Genomic DNA, 15678 nt, shown 5'->3' with positions numbered 1-15678 from the left:
CCCACAAACGCTACGGAATCTCCCATCATGACCACCATCGCAGTCATCGGCCTGGGCTACGTCGGCCTGCCGCTCGCCGTGGAATTCGGCAAGCAGTACAAGACCCTGGGCGTGGATCTGTCCGCCGCCAAGGTCGCCAGCTACCGCGATTTCATCGACCCCACCGGCGAGGTGTCGGGCGACGACCTGCGTGCCGCCGGCGGACTGAGCTGCCATACCGACGCCGCGGTGATCCGCGAGGCGGATTTCATCGTCGTCGCCGTGCCCACGCCGGTGGACGAGGCGCATCAGCCGGATCTCTCCCCGCTGGTCGGCGCATCCGAAATGGTCGGGCGCAACCTGCGCCCGGGCGCCGTGGTGGTGTTCGAATCCACCGTCTATCCGGGCGCCACCGAGGAAGTCTGCGTGCCCATCCTGGAGCGTGAATCCGGCCTCAAGTGGAAACAGGACTTCTTCGTCGGCTATTCGCCCGAGCGCATCAACCCGGGCGACCGCGAGCGCACGCTGACGCGCATCGTCAAGGTGGTGTCGGGCGACACCCCGGCCACGCTCGCCAGGGTACGCGACACCTACGCCTCGATCATCCCGGCCGGCGTGCACGCGGCCAGCTCGATCAAGGTCGCCGAGGCCGCCAAGGTCATCGAGAACACCCAGCGCGACCTCAACATCGCGCTGATGAACGAACTGGCGATCATCTTCCACAAGCTGGGCATCGACACGCTGGAAGTGCTGCAGGCCGCCGGTACCAAGTGGAACTTCCTGCCCTTCCGTCCCGGCCTGGTCGGCGGGCACTGCATCGGCGTCGATCCCTACTACCTCACGCACAAGGCGGAGATGGTCGGCCATCACCCGGAAGTGATCCTCGCCGGCCGGCGCATCAACGACTCCATGGGCAAGTACGTGGCTGAGCAGACCGTCAAGCAGATGGCCGCCGCCGGCCTGTCCGCCCATGGCGCGGAGGTGATCGTGCTCGGTCTCACCTTCAAGGAGGATTGCCCGGACCTGCGCAACAGCAAGGTCATCGACGTGATCCGCGAACTGCGCGAATACGGCTGCCGCGTGCGGGTGCACGACCCGGTGGCCGAGCCCGCCGAGGCCGTGCACGAATACGGCGTGGAACTGGCGGACTGGGACGCGCTGCCGCGCGCCGCCGCCATCGTCGCGGCGGTCGGCCATGCCGAATACCGCAAGATGGGCGTGCCCGCGCTGCTCGCCAAGCTGGTGCCCAGCGGCGTGTTCGCCGACGTCAAATCCTGCCACGACGCCGCGGCCCTGAGCGCCGCTGGTGCGCGGGTCTGGCGGCTGTAAGGCCATGGGCGCGCGCCGCGGCCGGCGGAGCGGGCGATGAACGCCCGGCGTGCCTGGGGCGGCGTGCTGGCGCTGGCCGCCGTGCTGGGCGCCGGCCAAGCGCGTGGCGCTGACGCTCCGCCGCTGCGCGGCGCGGCCGAACTGGTGCGCCTGGCGGTCGCCCATGAACACGGCGAAGGCGTGCCGCGCGCGCCGGAGCGTGCCGCAGCGCTGTACTGCGAGGCTGCCCGCCTGGGCGATGCCGAGGGGTTGTACGGCCTGGGCTGGATGTACGCCAACGGACGCGGCGTGGCGCGCAACGATGGCTACGCCGCCACGCTGTTCGCCATGGCGGCCTTCCTCGGCCATGAATACGCGCAGCGCATGGCGCGCTTCACCGGCGAGGAGCCCGGCGAACTGCCGGACTGCCTGCACGTGGCGGACACCCAGGACGGCCGCGAACCCTGGGACGTCGAAGGCTTCCTGGCCTCGCTGGGGCCGGAGCGCCGCGAGGTCGGCCGCCTGGTGGCCGGGCTGGCGCCCGAATACGGCGTGCATCCGCGCCTCGCGCTGGCTGTGGCGGTGGCCGAATCGGCGCTCGATCCGCGCGCGCTGTCACCCAGGCAGGCCATGGGCGTGATGCAGCTGATTCCGGCAACCGCCGAGCGTTTCGCCGTCGGCAAGCCGTGGGATCCGGAGCAGAACATCCGCGGCGGCCTGCGCTACCTGCGCTGGCTGCTGGCCTATTTCCGTGGCGACGTCACCCTCGCGGTGGCCGCCTACAATGCAGGGGAGGGCGCGGTGGACCGTCATCGCGGCGTGCCGCCCTACCGCGAGACGCGCCAGTATGTCGACCGCGTGCTGGCCTTCGCGCAGCAGCGCAGCCATCCCTACGACGGCGCCGTGGCCGGGCCCAGCCCGGTGGCCGCGCCAGCGCGCGAGGAGGACCAGGGATCATGAACACCGCCGTTTTCCTGCGCCGCCGCCAGTTGCTCACGCTGGCAGGCGGCCTTGCGCTGCTGCCGCGCGCCGCGCTCGCCAGCCTGATCGATACCGTGCCGCGCATCCGTCCCGCGGTGGTCGCCGTAGGCACGCTGATGGCCAACCGCAATCCGGCCTTCCGCTTCCTCGGCACCGGCTTCGCCGTCGGCGACGGCCGCCTGATCGCCACCAACGCGCACGTGCTGCCCGAGGCGCTCGACGGCGAACGCATGGAAAGCCTGGCCATCGCCACGCCCACCACGCAGGGCGGCGCGGCGCGGCGGGCCGAGCGCGTGGCGGTGGACCGCGACCGCGATCTGGCCATCCTGCGCATCGGCGGCGAGGCGCTGCCGGCGCTCGAACTGGCCGCCGACGGCAGCGTGCGGGAAGGGCAGGACATCGCCTTCACCGGCTACCCGATCGGCAACGTGCTGGGGCTGTCGCCGGTCACCCACCGGGGCATCGTCTCGGCGATCACCCCCATCGGCATTCCGCAGGCCAGCGCGCGCGACCTCAACCCCGCGCTGGTGCGCCGTCTTGCCGGCGAGCGCTTCGAGGTCTATCAGCTGGACGCCACCGCCTATCCGGGCAACAGCGGCAGCCCGGTGTTCGACCCCGCCAGCGGCCGCGTGGTCGGCGTCATCAACATGGTGTTCGTCAAGGGCACCAAGGAAAGCGTGCTCAGCGATCCGTCCGGCATCAGTTACGCGATTCCGTCGCGCTATCTGCGCGCCTTGCTGGACGGTTTGTGAGACGCCGCGTGTCGACCGTCCGGAAGGCGTTTTGAGCACCCCAGCGGGGCAAGGGCGATCATCGGCACATCGGTGTGCGGGAAGGGCCTTACCGCTTCACCGCGCCGGATGGTTCACCGCTGCGCGGCTCACTTTCGGCGCGCCTGCCGCGCGGGCCTTCCACAGGTCGTAGGCGGCCTGCTGCGCAATCCACAGATCGGCACGCCCGCCGTTCTCCACACCCAGCCAGCCTTCCAGGCGCAGGGCCATCTCCGGCGAGATGGCGGCACGCTCGTTGAGCACGCGCGACAGGGCGGCGCGGGTCACGCCGAGCTGCGCGGCGGCCTGGGTTACGGTGGTGCCGAGCGCGGGCAGGATGTCTTCCCGCAGGGTTTCGCCGGGGTGCGGCGGGTTGTGCATGGTCGTCATGCGCGTGTCCTCAATGGTAGTCCTGGTAATCGACGAGAACGGCATCCGGGCCTTCGAAACGGAAGGTGAGACGCCAATTGCCGTTGACCGTGATCGAGTACTGCCCGGCCAGATCGCCCGAGAGCGGATGCAACCGCCAGCCGGGCATGTTCATGTCCTCGGGGCTTTGGGCAAGATCCAGCCGGACCAGTTGCCGGCGCAGCCGCGCTGCGTGGTGCGGCTGAATGCCTGCCTTGCTGCCGGACAGGAAGAACGCCTGTAGCCCCTTGTGGGCAAAGTGTTTGATCATGGCCGGATCGTATAGCGTAGCGTTTCAGTGGTCAATTCGATTCACCCCTTACGACCATCCCTTTCAAAGTTTTTTGGAGGTTGATCGCTGACTTGCCGTGGGGGTATTGGTATGGTGCAAACTGATGCAACAAAAAACCCGCTGAGCCAGTGGCTGAGCGGGTTTGTGTGTCTGCTTGGTGCTTCCTGATGCTTTGAATTGGTCCCCTCGACAGGAATCGAACCTGTATCTGCCGCTTAGGAGGCGGCCGTTCTATCCATTGAACTACGAGGAGAGCGGCGCATTCTAGCCGTTTGGCGGGCGGGGTCCAAGCGTGCCGTCGGCGCCCGCCGCCCCAGCGCGGTGGCGCGCCGGTAGAATCGCGCCTTCGATCCGCCACCGCTGCCGCCACCGCCATGCCGCTGATTTCCGTAGACAACGCCTGCCTTGCCTTCGGCCACGTCGATCTGCTCTCCCACGCCGAATTCCAGCTCGACGCCGGCGAGCGCGTGGCGCTGATCGGGCGCAACGGCTCGGGCAAATCCAGCCTGCTGCGCGCGCTTGCCGGGCAGGCCGCGCTGGACGACGGCACGGTGTGGCGCCAGGACGGCCTGTGCGTGGCCTACGTGCCGCAGGAAGCCGATTTCGATCTGCAGCGCGAGGTGTTCGCCACCGTGGCCGATGGGCTGGGCGAGGCCGCCCGCCTGCTGGTGGATTACCACGCCGCCATGCACGCGGTGGCCGAGTCCGCCACGCCCGAGGCGCTGGCCCGCCTGGAACGCCTGCAGCACGAGGTGGAGGCCGCCGAGGCCTGGCGGCTCAACCAGCGCGTGGAGCACATGCTGGCCCGTCTGGGGCTGGCCGCCGATGCGTGCGTCGCCAGCCTGTCCGGCGGCGGGGTGAAGCGTGTGGCGCTGGCGCGCGCGCTGGTGGCCGAGCCGGATCTGCTGCTGCTCGACGAACCCACCAACCACCTCGACCTGGACGGCATCCAGTGGCTGGAAGGGCTGATCCGCGACTTTCGCGGCGCGGTGGTGGTGATCACCCACGACCGCGTGTTCCTCGACAACGTCGCCACCCGCATTATCGAGCTCGATCGCGGCCGGCTGGCGAGCTACCCCGGGCGCTTCGCCGATTACCAGCGCCGCAAGGCCGAGGAACTGGAGGCCGAGGGCAAGGCCAATGCGCGCTTCGACAAGATGCTCGCCCAGGAAGAGGTATGGATCCGCAAGGGCGTGGAAGCACGGCGCACCCGCAACGAAGGCCGCGTGCGCCGGCTGGAGGCGCTGCGCCGCGAGCGTTCCGCGCGCCGCGACCGGTTGGGCAACGTGCAACTGGCGATGGACAGCGGCGAGAAGAGCGGCCAGATGGTCGCCGAGCTCACCAACGTGACCAAGCACTTCGGCGAGCGCGTGGTGGTGCGCGACTTTTCCACGCGCATCCTGCGCGGCGACCGCATCGGCCTGATCGGCCCCAACGGCGCGGGCAAGACCACGCTGCTCAAGCTCATCCTCGGCGAGCTGGAAGCGGACGAAGGCACGCTGCGGCGCGGCACGCGCCAGGCAGTGGCCTACTTCGACCAGTTGCGCGAGCAACTCGACCCGGAGGCGCCGCTCACCGAGGTCATCAGCCCGGGTTCGGACTACGTGGAGATCGGCGGCGACAGGAAGCACGTCATCGGCTACCTGGGCGATTTCCTGTTCGCCCCGCAGCGCGCGCGCTCGCCGGTCAAGTCGCTGTCCGGCGGCGAGCGCAACCGCCTGCTGCTGGCCCGCCTGTTCGCCCGCCCGGCCAACGTGCTGGTGCTCGACGAGCCCACCAACGACCTGGACATCGAGACCCTGGACCTGCTCGAAGAACTGCTGGCCGGCTACGACGGCACGCTGTTCCTGGTCAGCCACGACCGCGCCTTCCTCGACAACGTGGTGACCCAGGTGATCGCCTACGAGGGCGACGGGCGCTGGGGCGAATACGCCGGCGGCTACGCCGACTGGCAGCGCGTGCGCCAGGCGCGCGAGGACGGCGCCGTGCGCGAGGAAAAACCGGCCGCCCCGGCGCGCGCCGCGCCGGCCGCCGAGAAGCCTGCCGCGCCGCGCCCCGGCAAGCTGTCCTTCAACGAAAAGCGCGAGCTGGAGGCCTTGCCGGAGCGCATCGCCGCGCTGGAGGCCGAGCAGGCCACGCTGCACGCGCGCATGGCCGATCCCGCGCTGTACCAGAACGCGCCGCAGGAGGTCGCCCAGTGCAAGGCGCGCCTGGAGGCGCTGGAGGGCGAGATCGAGGCGGCGATGGTGCGCTGGGAAGTGCTGGAAACCCGCGCCGGGGGTTGAAGGCGGGCGTTTCTTAAAGAACGTTCTGGAACGCGCCCATGCGCGCGAACCAGCCGGCGCCGGCCGCCGCGCCGAGCAGCACGGCGAGGTGGAACAGCGCCCAGCGCCGGTAGCGCCGCGCGATGCGCGCCGGGTCGATGTCGGAGATCAGGTACAGGCGCTTGCCTTCCGGCTTGCGCATCACGTGCGCCTCGGGCGCGGCCAGCAGTTCGCGCTGCTGGCGGAGCACTTCGCGGCGCGCCTGGGCGCGCGCCAGTTCCCATTCCTTCAGGTCGATCTGCCCGTCGCCGTTCAGGTCGAAGCGGGCGAGCAGGGTGGGCTTCTCGCGCTTCCACGCTTCCAGCAGTTCGCCGACCTGGCGCGGGGTGTCCAGCGCCGGGGAAATGCTGCCCAGGGTGCTGAACTCACCGAGCACGTAGATGGGGTCCTGGTCGATCAGCGCCCATTGGGCATGGCGCAGGTTTCCGCGCTGGAACCGGTCGTGGCGGCGCACCAGCATCTCGGCGCCTTCCGGGGCGACCGCGCACAGGCCGCTGCCGTCGTCGAGCAGGAAGGAGGCGTCGCTTTCCTCGCTGCGCAGGTGGCGCCATTTGCCGTCCGCGCCGCGCTGTCGGGTGACCACGCGGTACCACAGTACCGGCAGGCCGTCGATCGGCGAGCGCAGCGGCGTGCCGCCCAGCGGCCGGCCCCTGCCGCGCAGTTCGGTGTAGCCCTGGGCGGCCGAGGCGACGCGTGCGGTGGGCGTGTCGGCGATCAGCCGGGCGTGGCGGATCGAGCGCAGCCAGCCGAAGAAGGCGGTGGCGATGAGCAGGGCGAAGATCCCGAGCATGCCCGGCCCGTGGCCGATGCCGAGAGCGGCGACGAACAGCACCATCTGCGCCATGGGGACGCCGATTTCGCCGAGGTCGGTGCGCAGGCGGACGAGCATGATCCGCCGCGGATCAGGCGCGCAGCAGCGCGTTCATGGATACATTCGCCTTTTCCGCCGCGGAGAAGCGCAGCAGGGGCTGGGTGGCATAGCCGAACAGGCGGGCCACCAGCAGATCCGGAAACTGCTCGATGCGGATGTTGTGCACATTGACCGATTCGTTGTACCACTCGCGCCGGTCGGCGATGGCGTTTTCCAGCGCGGTGATGCGGCTGTGCAACCGCATGAAGTGCTCGTTGGCCTTGAGCTCCGGATAGGCCTCGGCCAGCGCGAAGAGGCGGTCCACCCCGCTGCGCAGCTGGCCTTCCGCGGCCCCCAGGGCGGGCACGTCGTGCGCTTCGCGGGCGGCGGCGACGCGGGCGCGCGCCTCGCTGACGCGGACCAGGGTGTCCTGCTCGAACTGCTTGTAGTGCCGGCAGACCTCGACCAGCCGGGGCAGTTCGTCGTGGCGCTGCTTGAGCAGCACGTCGATGTTCGACCAGGCGCGCGCCACGTTGTGCTTGAGGCGCACCAGGCCGTTGTAGATGAGCACGCCGTAGGTCAGCACGACGGCAAGCAGGGCCAGGCCCAGCGCGCTTGAAACGCTCATGTGCGGATTCCGGGTTCGTATCGGGGAGGTACCGGCTCAGCCCTGGTCGTCGGTGCCGAGGAAGCGGGCCTGGGCATCGGGTGGCGCGCCCAGGCGGTGCAGGAGCTGCTCACGGCTGATGCGGATCAGGTTCTCGATGGCTGCCAGATCGTCCGGCAGCGCGGCATCGTCCCAGCCGTGCGCCACGTGGCGGGCGAAATCGGTGGCGAGCAGCACGTTGCGCACGCGCGGGTGGTCGACCTTGCTGTCGTCCATCAGCTCGATCAGCAGTTCGGGCAGCTTCCAGGCACGCACCAGGGCCTGCTGGATGTCGCGCGCGGTGGTGCCGAACACGGCGGTCTGCGCCGCCGTGCTGCGCAGCGTGCGGTCGGCGCGCTGCATGGCATAGACGCGCTCGGTGAGCGTGGGGGCAAACACCCAGCAGACGATCTCGGTGGCTTCCACCAGCAGGGCGGCCACGGTGATCTCATCGACGTCCAGATCGTGGCGCACCACCGCCCAGTCGCGTGCGTAGTGCGCGGCGCGGCGCGCCCGGCCGATGACCTTGAGCACGCCGATGAGCGCCTGCGGATGACCGGCCAGGGTATCTTCCACCGTGGGCAGGTCGCCGAACAGGCGGAAGAAGGGCTCCAGGCCCATCATCATGATGGCCCGGTCGATGGTGGTGATGTCGTGGTTCTGCGCCTGCCGGCGGTGCGTCTGCAGGTAGGTGAGCAGCTTCATGGTCATCAGCGGGTCGCCCAGCACCACTGCGGCCACGCGCTTGCCGCTCACCGTCTCCATGTCCTCGCGCAGCACCGCCAGATCGCGCACGGTGCGCTTGAGCACCGGCAGGGGCTGGGCAGTGAAGAAATCGACGTAGTTCTGTACCGATTCGAGCGGTCGGGCGAGCAGGGCCATGGGCGTGGCTCCGGAGAGTGATGGCGGGATTATCGGCCGGTCGCCGTGGAACTGGAAGCCATCCGCATGGCGGGCGGGGAAGTGGCGGGCGATTTCGCTATAATCGTCCAGAATCATCGGTACCCGCCGGCTGCCCGGCGGCCGTCCTTCAGGAGACTCCGCCTTGACCGCTTCCTTCAAAGCACTGCTCATCGAACAGGATGACCAGCGCAAGGTCGTCAGCGCGCTGCGGAACCTGACCCTGGACCAGCTCGACGCGGGCGAGGTGCTGGTCCGCGTGCGCTACTCCAGCATCAATTACAAGGACGCGCTGGCCGCCACCGGCGCGGGCAGGATCATCCGCCGCTTCCCCTGCGTGGGCGGCATCGATCTGGCCGGCGAGGTGGTCGACAGTGCCGATGCGCGCTTCCGGCCGGGCGACGCGGTGATCGCCACCAGCTTCGATCTGGGCGTGGCGCATCACGGCGGCTATGCCGAGTACGCCCGCGTGCCGGCGCGCTGGGTGGTGGCCCTGCCGGCGGGCCTCGATCTGTTCGAGGCCATGGCCCTGGGCACCGCCGGGTTCACCGCCGCGCTGGGCATCGTGCGCATGGAAGACAACGGCCTGGCGCCGCAGAACGGCCCGGTGGTGGTCACCGGCGCGACCGGCGGCGTGGGCGGACTGGCCATCGACATGCTGGCGCGCCTGGGCTACGCAGTGACGGCGCTGACCGGCAAGGAAGGCGAAACCGCCTGGCTCAAGGAACTGGGCGCGGCCGAGGTGCTGGCGCGCGCCTCCATCGATTTCGAGGCCACCCGCCCGCTGGAAGGCGCGCGCTGGGCCGGCGCGGTGGACAACGTCGGCGGCAGGATCCTGCACTGGGTGCTGGCCACCATGCAGCAGGCCGGCACGGTGGCGAGCATCGGCAACGCCGCCAGCCACGAACTGCACACCACGGTGTTCCCCTTCATCCTGCGCGGCGTCAGCCTGCTCGGGGTGGATTCGGGCTACATCGGTTTTCCGCTGCGCCAGCGCGTGTGGGACCGCCTGTCCACCGACCTCAAGCCGCGCCATCTGGCGCGCATGACCCGACAGATCGAACTGGATGAACTGCCCGGCGCGTTCGCGGCCTACATCCAGGGCGAGGTCAAGGGGCGCACGGTCGTGCGCGTTTCCTGACCGCCCGAGTGGAGCCCGCCGAACGATGACCGAACAGGCTACCGAAACGCTGCCCAAGGTGCTGATCGTCGACGATTCGCGCATGGTGCGCGCGTTGATCATCAAGAATCTGCGCGACCGCTTCGTGATCCGCGAGGAGACCGACGGCGAGGCCGGCTGGGAAGCACTGGTGATCGACCCGGAGATCCAGCTGGTGATCACCGACATCGGCATGCCGCGGCTGGATGGCTACGGACTGCTCGAACGCATCCGCGGCTCGCGTCTGTCGCGCGTGCATGACCTGCCGGTGGTGGTGATTTCCGGCGAGGAGGACGACGAGTCGCGCGAGAAGGCCTACCAGCTGGGCGCCAACGATTTCATCACCAAGGGCATCGGCGCCACCGAGCTGGTGGCCCGCCTGGAGTCGCTCTCCCGTCTGTCGCGCACCAGCCGCGAGCTGGAGGAGAGCCGCGCCGCGCTGGCCGCGCAGAGCCCGGTGGACCCGGCCACCGGACTGGCTACCGAGGCCTACCTGGCCTGGCACGCCGAGCAGGAAATGGCCCTGGCCCGCCGCCACGGCACCGACGTGCGCGAGCGCCTGGCCGAGATCAGCGCGATGGTGGTGGAGATCGACCACTACGAACAGCTGGTGGAGTGGCACGGCACCCACATTGCCCAGCTGGTGACCCGCAAGCTGTCGAAGATCCTCGCCACCAAGGTGCGCAAGGAGGATACCGTCGCCCAGCTCGCCCCGGACCAGTTCGCCGTGCTCTCGCCGAGCACCGATCTGGTCGGCTGTTGCGCCTTCGCCCTGCGCCTGCAGCGCGCCATCGAAAAGGTGGTGATGACCTACCGCGACGAGCGCATCCGCATCAGCGTGACCGCCGGGGTGGCGTGTTCGGCGGTCGATGGCATGCACACCGTCAGCCATCTGATCGGCCTGGCCGTGCAGCGCGCCCATCAGGGGCAGGAGGCGGGCGGCAACCGTGTGGTGGCCGACCAGGGCGAGGTGGGGCGCGATTTCGTCGAGAAGGTGTTCCGCCAGGCGGTCAGCATCGATCACGCGCTGTTCCAGATCAAGGCCGGCGCCACCGACGAGGTGGCCGAACGCATGCCGGATGTGCTGGGCACGGTGCTGCCGCTGCTCGAATTGATAGAATCCAGGCTGCAGTGCGGTCTGCCCCTCGAAGCGCTCCGGCAGCATGCCGGCGAGCGCGCCGCCGGGGGCGACGATACCGACCTGACCCGAACATCGATCTGAATCAGAAGACCCGGCCGACCCGATGGCGAGCCGGGCGTGTTGCGGAGGCGGCTGCCCGGCCGCGCCGCCGAACAGCAAGGCAAAACAGGGTGCAAACTGAATCGAGGGAGGAGATGCACATGAGCAGTTACAAGGAGTTCCACCGGCGTTCCATCGAAGACCGCGATGGGTTCTGGGCCGAGCAGGCCCGGCTGGTGGATTGGCACAAACCCGCCGAGCAGGTGTGCGATTTCTCGCACCCGCCGTTCGTCAAGTGGTTCAAGGGCGGCGAGACCAACCTGTGCCACAACGCCGTCGACCGCCACGCCGCCAAGCGTCCGGACGACCGCGCGCTGATCTACATCTCCACCGAGACCAACGAGGAGAAGGTGTATTCCTTCGCCGAGCTGCAGCGCGAGGTGGAGCGCATGGCGGCGATCTACCAGGATCTCGGGGTCCAGCGCGGCGACCGCGTGCTGATCTACATGCCGATGATCGCCGAGGCGGCCTTCGCCATGCTGGCCTGCGCGCGCATCGGCGCCATCCACTCGGTGGTGTTCGGCGGCTTCGCGGCCGGTTCCCTGGCCACCCGCATCGACGACGCCAAGCCGGTGCTGATGGTCAGTTCCGACGCCGGCATGCGCAACGGCCGTCCGGTGCCCTACAAGCATCTGGTGGATGAGGCCTGCAAGCTGGCGGAATTCCCGCCCGCCAAGGTGCTGCTGGTGGATCGCGGCCTGGACAAGGGCTTCCCGCGCGTCGAAGGGCGCGACGTGGATTACGCCACCCTGCGCGCCAAGCACATCGATGCCCGGGTGCCGGTGACCTGGCTGGAATCCTCCGAGCCCAGCTATATCCTGTACACCTCCGGCACCACCGGCAAGCCCAAGGGCGTGCAGCGCGACACCGGCGGCTACACCGTGGCGCTGGCCGCCTCGATGCAGCACATCTTCACCGGCTTCGCGGGCGAGACCATGTTCTCCACCTCGGACATCGGCTGGGTGGTGGGCCACAGCTACATCGTCTACGGTCCGCTGATCGCCGGCATGGCCACGGTGATGTACGAAGGCACGCCGCTGCGCCCGGATGCCGGCATCTGGTGGCAGATCGTCGAGAAGCACAAGGTCAACGTGATGTTCTCCGCGCCCACCGCGGTGCGCGTGCTGAAGAAGCAGGACCCGGCCTTCCTGAAGAAGTACGACCTGTCCTCGCTCAAGCACCTGTTCCTGGCCGGCGAACCGCTCGACGAGACCAGCCACAAGTGGATCATGGACGAGCTGAACATCCCGGTCATCGACAACTACTGGCAGACCGAGACCGGCTGGCCGATGCTGGCGATCTGCCGGGGCGTGGAGCAGAGCCGCATCAAGCTCGGCTCGCCCGCCTTCCCGGTGTATGGCTACGACCTGCGCATCTTCCGCGAGGACGGCACCGAGTGCGGGCCGGACGAGAAGGGCATCGTCGGCATCCTGCCGCCGCTGCCGCCGGGCTGCCTGTCCACCGTCTGGGGCCAGGACGAGCGCTTCGTGTCCACCTACTTCAGCCTGTTCCAGGACCCGGTGGTGTATTCCTCGTCGGACTGGGGCATCAAGGATGCCGACGGCTACCACACCATCCTGGGCCGCATGGACGACGTGATCAACGTCGCCGGCCACCGCCTGGGCACCCGCGAGATCGAGGAAGCCGTGCAGGCCCACTCGGCCATCGCCGAGGTGGCCGTGGTGGGCGTGGCCGACGAGGTCAAGGGCCAGATGCCGATGGCCTTCGCGGTGGTGAAGAACGCCGCCGACGTGGATACGGCCGAAAAGCGCGCCGCGCTGGAAAAGGATGTGATGAAGACCGTGGACAATCTGCTCGGCGCCATCGCCCGCCCGAGCCGCGTGCACTTCATCACCGGCCTGCCCAAGACACGTTCCGGCAAGATGCTGCGCCGTTCCATCCAGGCGCTCGCCGAGGGGCGCGATCCGGGCGACCTGACCACCATCGACGATCCCTCCACGCTGGAGCAGATCAAGGCCGCATTGGCCGGCTGAGTCGCTGTCCGAGCAGTGGCCGTCAGGGCCCGCGTTCGCGCGGGCCCTTTTCTTTGTGGGTCATAAGAAATGCAGTTTTTCTTCGTTGGGTGTGGTCGGCGGCGCCGCTAAGCTGCCCAGCTTTCGCGGACGGAGCCGGCCGGGCGCGCCGCCCCGACGGCCTCTTCGCGCAGCTTCCTTCACAGGCGCCCGCAGGGGCCACCGGCCGCAGACCATGACCCGTTCCAACCGTCCCGCCGTGCTCGACCTGATCGGCAACACGCCGCTCGTCGAGGTCACCCGCATCGATACCGGCCCGTGCCGGCTCTTCCTCAAGCTGGAATCGCAGAACCCCGGCGGCTCGATCAAGGACCGCATCGGCCTGTGGATGATCGAGGACGCCGAGCGCCGCGGCCTGCTCGCCCCCGGTGGCACCATCGTCGAGGCCACCGCCGGCAACACCGGGCTGGGGCTGGCGCTGGTGGCGCGCGCCAAGGGCTACCGCGTGGTGCTGGTGGTGCCGGACAAGATGTCCACCGAGAAGATCCTGCACCTCAAGGCGCTCGGCGCCGAGGTGCACATCACCCGCTCCGACGTCGCCAAGGGCCACCCGGACTACTACCAGGACTACGCCGCGCGGCTCACCCGCGAGATTCCCGGCGCCTATTTCTCCGACCAGTTCAACAATCCCGCCAACCCGGCCGCCCACCAGCAATCCACCGGCCCGGAGATCTGGGCGCAGACCGCACACAAGCTCGATGCCATCGTCTGCGGCGTGGGCTCGTCCGGCACGCTGACCGGGCTCACGCGCTTCTTCCGCGAGGCCGACCCGAGCGTGGAATTCGTGCTCGCCGACCCGCAGGGCTCGGTACTGGTCGATTACGTGAACACCGGCGAATACGGCGAGGCCGGCTCGTGGGCGGTGGAGGGCATCGGCGAGGATTTCATCCCCGCCATCGCGGACTTCTCCGCCGTGCGCCACGCCTATTCGATTCCGGATGCCGAGAGCTTCGCCGCCGCGCGCGAACTACTGCGCGCCGAGGGCATTCCGGCCGGCTCCTCCACCGGCACGCTGCTGGCCGCCGCGCTGCGCTACTGCCGCGCACAGACCGAGCCCAAGCGCGTGGTGTCCTTCGTCTGCGACACCGGCACGCGCTATCTCTCCAAGGTGTACAACGACCACTGGATGATCGACCAGGGCCTGCTCGAACGCCCGCGCTTCGGCGATCTGCGCGACATCGTCGCGCGCCGCTTCGAGGACGGCTCGGTGGTCAAGGCCGCGCCCGACGATACTTTGAAGACCGTGTTCCAGCGCATGCGCTATGCCGACGTCTCGCAACTGCCGGTGGTCGATGGCGGACGCGTGGTGGGCATCATCGACGAATCCGACGTGCTGCTGCGCGTGCAGGACGATCCCGCGCAGTTCGACACGCGCGTCGACGCGGCGATGACGCGTTCGCCGGAAACCCTGCCGCCGGACGCCGGGCTGGACGAACTGCAGCGCGTGCTCGACCGCGGCCTGGTGGCCATCGTCGCCGACGGCCAGGCCTTCCACGGCCTGATCACCCGCTTCGACCTCCTCAACCATCTGCGCAGGACCATCGCATGAGTTCAGACCGCCGCCAGGGCTTCGGCACCCGCGTGATCCATGCCGGCCAGTCGCCGGACCCCAGCACCGGCGCCATCATGCCGCCGATCTACGCCAACTCCACCTATGTGCAGGACAGCCCCGGCGTGCACAAGGGGCTGGACTACGGGCGCTCGCACAACCCCACGCGCTGGGCTTTCGAGCGCTGCGTGGCGGATCTGGAAAGCGGCTCGCGCGCGTTCGCCTTCGCTTCCGGGCTGGCGGCCATCGCCACCGTGCTGGAACTGCTGGATGCCGGCGCCCACGTGATCGCCGGCAACGATCTGTACGGCGGCACCTACCGCTTGCTGGAGCGCGTGCGCAAGCGCAGCGCAGGGCTGTCGTTCAGCTTCGTCGACCTGTCCGACCCGGCCGCGCTGGAAGCGGCGATCCGCCCGGAAACCCGCCTGCTGCTGGTGGAAACCCCCACCAATCCGCTGCTGCGCTTGGTCGATCTGGCCGCGCTGGCGCAGATCTGCCGCCGCCACGACATTCTCGCGGTGGCCGACAACACCTTCGCCAGCCCGTGGATCCAGCGTCCGCTGGAACTGGGCTTCGACATCTCTCTGCATTCCACCACCAAGTACCTCAACGGCCACTCCGACGTGATCGGCGGGGTGGCGGTGGTCGGCGCCGAACCCCGCCACGAGGCCATCGCCGAGCGTCTGGGTTTCCTGCAGAACGCGGTGGGGGCGATCTCCGGGCCGTTCGACAGCTTCCTCGCCCTGCGCGGGCTGAAGACGCTCAACGTGCGCATGCAGCGCCACTGCGAAAATGCCGCCGCGCTGGCGGCCTGGCTGGAGGGCCGCGCCGGGGTGCGCCGCGTGCATTACCCCGGCCTGCCGTCGCATCCGCAGCACGCCCTGGCGCAACGCCAGATGCGCGGCTTCGGCGGCATGATCACCGTCGATCTGGCCACCGACCTGGCCGGCGCGCGGCGCTTCCTGGAGGCGGTGCGCATCTTCGCGCTGGCCGAGAGCCTGGGCGGGGTGGAAAGCCTGATCGAGCATCCGGCGATCATGACGCACGCCACCATCCCCGCCGAACAGCGCCGGGAACTGGGCATCGGCGATGCGTTGGTGCGCCTTTCCGTGGGCATCGAGGATGTCGACGACCTGCGCGAGGATCTGGCGCAGGCGCTGGAACGCATTGCCGGCTGAACAACCCGGCAGGTTTCGCAAGAAACACGAGGGCAGGCGCAGTACGACTTCAGCGTAGAGC

At 69.2% G+C, this 15678-nt stretch carries 14 protein-coding genes and 1 tRNA gene; 9 read left to right on the top strand and 6 right to left on the bottom strand.

Annotated features, from left to right (window positions below; all coding sequences use genetic code 11):
• The first annotated feature begins 27 nt into the window (after window positions 1-27).
• From E6C76_RS08045 to E6C76_RS08035, 3 genes are read left to right on the top strand one after another with little or no spacing between them, the layout of a single operon-like run.
• Window positions 28-1308 (top strand): nucleotide sugar dehydrogenase, encoded by a 1281-nt coding sequence (locus E6C76_RS08045; RefSeq protein ID WP_136347729.1) that lies wholly within the window; start codon window positions 28-30, stop codon window positions 1306-1308.
• Between the two features lie 36 nt (window positions 1309-1344).
• Window positions 1345-2247 carry a lytic transglycosylase domain-containing protein gene (locus tag E6C76_RS08040; protein WP_136347728.1) on the top strand — a complete coding sequence of 301 codons (903 nt, stop codon included), beginning with the start codon at window positions 1345-1347 and terminating at the stop codon, window positions 2245-2247.
• Window positions 2244-3020: a S1 family peptidase gene (locus E6C76_RS08035; protein ID WP_136347727.1), complete on the top strand. Its 777-nt coding sequence runs from the start codon at window positions 2244-2246 to the stop codon at window positions 3018-3020. Before E6C76_RS08040 ends, E6C76_RS08035 begins: the two co-directional genes overlap by 4 nt.
• A 96-nt stretch (window positions 3021-3116) precedes the next feature.
• Here the strand turns inward: E6C76_RS08035 and E6C76_RS08030 are convergent, their stop codons facing one another.
• From E6C76_RS08030 to E6C76_RS08020, 3 genes are all read right to left on the bottom strand, one after another.
• Window positions 3117-3428, bottom strand: coding sequence for a HigA family addiction module antitoxin (locus E6C76_RS08030; protein WP_136347726.1), 312 nt, complete (start codon window positions 3426-3428; stop codon window positions 3117-3119).
• 10 nt (window positions 3429-3438) lie between these two features.
• Complete coding sequence (locus E6C76_RS08025) at window positions 3439-3717, bottom strand: type II toxin-antitoxin system RelE/ParE family toxin (protein WP_136347725.1); 279 nt, start codon at window positions 3715-3717, stop codon at window positions 3439-3441.
• Between the two features lie 199 nt (window positions 3718-3916).
• Window positions 3917-3991 (bottom strand) — tRNA-Arg (locus E6C76_RS08020).
• Between the two features lie 121 nt (window positions 3992-4112).
• On the opposite strand from E6C76_RS08020, the gene E6C76_RS08015 reads away from it, so the two are divergent.
• Window positions 4113-6023 (top strand): ATP-binding cassette domain-containing protein, encoded by a 1911-nt coding sequence (locus E6C76_RS08015; RefSeq protein WP_136347724.1) that lies wholly within the window; start codon window positions 4113-4115, stop codon window positions 6021-6023.
• A 13-nt stretch (window positions 6024-6036) separates the two neighbouring features.
• On the opposite strand, the gene E6C76_RS08010 is transcribed toward E6C76_RS08015, so the two are convergent.
• Genes E6C76_RS08010 through E6C76_RS08000 form a run of 3 tightly spaced genes read right to left on the bottom strand, consistent with a single transcriptional unit; the run spans window position 6037 to window position 8440 of the window.
• The gene (locus E6C76_RS08010) at window positions 6037-6951 is read right to left on the bottom strand and encodes a hypothetical protein (RefSeq protein WP_136347723.1); all 915 of its coding nucleotides are present in this window, start codon (window positions 6949-6951) and stop codon (window positions 6037-6039) included.
• A 13-nt stretch (window positions 6952-6964) separates the two neighbouring features.
• The gene (locus E6C76_RS08005; RefSeq protein ID WP_136347722.1) at window positions 6965-7540 is read right to left on the bottom strand and encodes a LemA family protein; all 576 of its coding nucleotides are present in this window, start codon (window positions 7538-7540) and stop codon (window positions 6965-6967) included.
• A gap of 36 nt (window positions 7541-7576) precedes the next feature.
• Window positions 7577-8440, bottom strand: a complete 864-nt coding sequence (locus E6C76_RS08000) for an HDOD domain-containing protein (RefSeq protein WP_136348159.1) — start codon at window positions 8438-8440, stop codon at window positions 7577-7579.
• 163 nt (window positions 8441-8603) lie between these two features.
• On the opposite strand from E6C76_RS08000, the gene E6C76_RS07995 reads away from it, so the two are divergent.
• From E6C76_RS07995 to E6C76_RS07975, 5 genes are all read left to right on the top strand, one after another.
• Entirely contained in the window at window positions 8604-9599 is a 996-nt protein-coding gene (locus E6C76_RS07995) for an acrylyl-CoA reductase family protein (protein ID WP_136347721.1), read from the top strand.
• 25 nt (window positions 9600-9624) lie between these two features.
• The gene (locus tag E6C76_RS07990) at window positions 9625-10839 is read left to right on the top strand and encodes a GGDEF domain-containing response regulator (RefSeq protein ID WP_136347720.1); all 1215 of its coding nucleotides are present in this window, start codon (window positions 9625-9627) and stop codon (window positions 10837-10839) included.
• An 89-nt stretch (window positions 10840-10928) separates the two neighbouring features.
• A complete protein-coding gene (locus tag E6C76_RS07985; RefSeq protein WP_269140157.1) occupies window positions 10929-12851 on the top strand; it encodes a propionate--CoA ligase in 1923 nt (640 codons plus the stop codon).
• Window positions 12852-13065: 214 nt separating this feature from the next.
• Window positions 13066-14439, top strand: coding sequence for a pyridoxal-phosphate dependent enzyme (locus tag E6C76_RS07980; protein ID WP_136347718.1), 1374 nt, complete (start codon window positions 13066-13068; stop codon window positions 14437-14439).
• Window positions 14436-15617, top strand: a complete 1182-nt coding sequence (locus E6C76_RS07975; protein ID WP_136347717.1) for a trans-sulfuration enzyme family protein — start codon at window positions 14436-14438, stop codon at window positions 15615-15617. Before E6C76_RS07980 ends, E6C76_RS07975 begins: the two co-directional genes overlap by 4 nt.
• The last annotated feature ends 61 nt before the right edge of the window (window positions 15618-15678 follow it).

It is taken from the genome of Pseudothauera nasutitermitis (genome assembly GCF_004801295.1).
In the GTDB taxonomy this organism is placed as follows: Bacteria; Pseudomonadota; Gammaproteobacteria; order Burkholderiales; family Rhodocyclaceae; genus Pseudothauera; species Pseudothauera nasutitermitis.
This window is presented reverse-complemented; position numbering and strand designations above follow the sequence as displayed.